The sequence below is a fragment of the Enterococcus sp. DIV0436a genome, from assembly GCF_051711605.1.
Classification (GTDB): Bacteria; Bacillota; Bacilli; order Lactobacillales; family Enterococcaceae; genus Enterococcus_B; species Enterococcus_B faecium.
Genome location: NZ_JBIONA010000008.1, coordinates 1 through 2,534 on the forward strand (window position 1 = coordinate 1; position 2,534 = coordinate 2,534).

Consider the following 2,534-nt stretch of genomic DNA (forward strand, 5'->3'; position numbering starts at 1 on the left):
GAATCGAACATTTGCAGTTGCTTTATAATTGCTTAAATCTTTTAATTGTTCGAATGTAAATTGTACTTTTTTATCGCCTACGTCACGCATTCTAGATACTATAGAGAAGAATAAATTCATTTCTACTGACGTAAATTTGCGTAAAGGAATCGTATTTAATTCATGGTGGTATTTCACAATTTCATTTGCCATAAAATCCTCCTTCAAGATTAACTACTTAACAAAATTATAAAGAGCTTTCTAATAGGGGTCAACCCCCTAATTAAAGACCCCTAAAAACAGACAAAAAGACCCCTAAAAACAGACAAAAAGACCCCTAAAAACAGACAAAAAGACCCCTAAAAACAGACAAAAAGACCCCCAAAAGATTCTGCACACCTTGGGAGAGTAAGCATACAGCCGACGGTAAAGAGGTTTAAAAAGAGGTTTAAAAAGAGATTATAAAAGAGGAGAGGGGCAAAATTTCCCGCCTAAAAATTTTCTGCTTTTTTAGCCAAACAGGTTCGCGAATTTTACTAAACTGGGAATCTTGCTCCCTACGGTCGCTTAAAAGGTGTGATCGCTACGCTCTCACATTGTACTGCGCAGTCGCCTCCGGCTCCTTTGCTAAAACTGTTCATAAGGAACTCTTTGAGAAGCTTTGAGCCTTCGTTTGAGACGTTTTAAGACAGTCTTAGTATAAATCCCTTATCTTGTTCTTAAAGCGCCTTACAGGCGGTCAGGGCAAGCCCTAACAACCCTAAAATTGTCTGAATGCCCTCTAAAATTCGATTTAAGCACTCTTAAACCTATTCTTATATATTTATATACTTAGACATTTGAAACGCCTTAAAACGCAAATTAGAGCTTGATAAAGATATTTGCTCGTGTGCCTAGACTTTTAAAAAAGTCGGCACACGCCATGACAAAGCTGAAATAAACTGTTTCAGCTTTGTCATGGCGGATTCGCTCACTTGAAAAAGTGTTCATTTCGCTCGATTATTAGCATATATTTTTTCGCTTTTTTGCTAGCCAAATTTTGCATTAGTTCGCTCATAAGTCCCACCCTTTCAGTACGTCCTACGGACGTATCGTTCGTAATGTGAAAGTACCTTTAAAGGTACTTTCTACAAAACTCACTAAAAGGGTTTGGCAAGCTCTATATTTGCTAGCCAAATACCTCCGTATTTGGTGCAAATAACCGCTTGTCAAAGGAGCGCAAGCTCCCCCTTGAATCCCCCTCAAAATCCACGCTCCACAATACAAAAAAAGGCTAGCATTTGCTAGCCACTTTTTGTAAAGTTTCGCTTATTTCACCGAAGGTGAAATTGTTGCTTTGTAATATTCAAACAACCCTATTCTTCTAAAATGTATCGATTTATTTTTTTTTAGACTTTATTATGTCTAAGACAACTAAGATTAACACTAAAAATAAACCAGATTTGTATAATTGCCCTCCGCTTAGCATATTAACAATTATAGCAACAGCTATAGCAAATATAAAAATACGAATAGTAGCTATTTGCGGATTCTTTTTAGTAAATGTTTTTAATGATTTTAATGATTTAGATATCAAAAACATCACTCCTTAACTTATAACGTTGAATATCTAGTAGCTACAACTCTTCCAGCTGCATCATATCCCCTTTGGTAATAAAATCCAATCCAGCCATTTCGATTTTCGTCAGAAACTTTTTTGTTAATTGCTGTTTTACTAACTCCTAATTCTTCAGCAAGTTCTTTGATTGTTTTTTCTGTCATAAAATCTAAAAACCCCCTCAATCTTTGAATAAGTTTTGAAGATTGTCTAATAAGTCTTTTTTTAGTTCTGAAGGAATATCGGAATTTATCTCTGATTTTTGTGCATTATTTTCTTTATTTTGGGTATTTTGTTCTCTTTCTAACTTTTCTAACTGTTGTAAAAGTTCCAATTTTCGCTTTTGTTCTTTGATTTTTTCTTGTAATGAAGTAGGTGCTTTTTCAGATTGAACTTGTTGGTTAGCTAGTTCTAATGCTTTGTTTTGTTCTTCTTTTGTTGGGGCATGTTTGTTAAAGTCGTCTGATTTTTTTATCTCAGGTTTAAATGTAAATTGATAGCCAATGACAGGCTTTCCCCGTCCTTTTCCGTATCTCTTTTGGATTGTCAGACCTTTGAAGATTGCGGTTAGTTCTTGGCGAATAGGCTTTATAATTTTTTTATTTATATCACTTTCTCTATAACTTTTAGGTATATCAAGTAATTCATGAAAGTCTTCTTTTGAAAAATAGGCAATTCCTTTGGTTCTGTATTGTTTTAATAATCTAAACATGGTTTTGGAATAACTGCTTTCTAATTCATTGAATTGTTGGAGAGAATATCGAACCCATTCTTCAAGATTATTAAGTAAGGGTAAGGCTTTCTCATGGACTTGTATTTCAGCAAAAGGAATATCAGCTTTTCCATCGATTTTAAATTGATTAAATAAAACAAATCGTTCACGTTGCAAACCGTCAGCACTTCTTCTACCAAAACGTAAATCCATTAATTTGTCATACGTTGTTTCTAAATCATCTAT

General features: G+C 34.3%; 4 protein-coding genes. All 4 read right to left on the reverse strand.

Features of this window, described 5'->3' with window-relative positions; genetic code table 11:
* Positions 1 to 192, reverse strand: a 192-nt coding sequence (locus tag IGL15_RS14395; RefSeq protein ID WP_146238743.1) for a RepB family plasmid replication initiator protein, incomplete at its 3' end; no start/stop codon positions are given.
* A 1,165-nt stretch (positions 193 to 1,357) separates the two neighbouring features.
* Positions 1,358 to 1,561: a hypothetical protein gene (locus tag IGL15_RS14400; protein WP_002321382.1), complete on the reverse strand. Its 204-nt coding sequence runs from the start codon at positions 1,559 to 1,561 to the stop codon at positions 1,358 to 1,360.
* Between the two features lie 11 nt (positions 1,562 to 1,572).
* On the reverse strand, positions 1,573 to 1,740 hold the full coding sequence (locus tag IGL15_RS14405; RefSeq protein WP_438768122.1) for a hypothetical protein: 168 nt from the start codon (positions 1,738 to 1,740) through the stop codon (positions 1,573 to 1,575).
* Between the two features lie 17 nt (positions 1,741 to 1,757).
* A partial coding sequence (locus IGL15_RS14410; protein ID WP_438768119.1) for a replication initiation protein occupies positions 1,758 to 2,534 on the reverse strand: 777 nt, incomplete at its 5' end.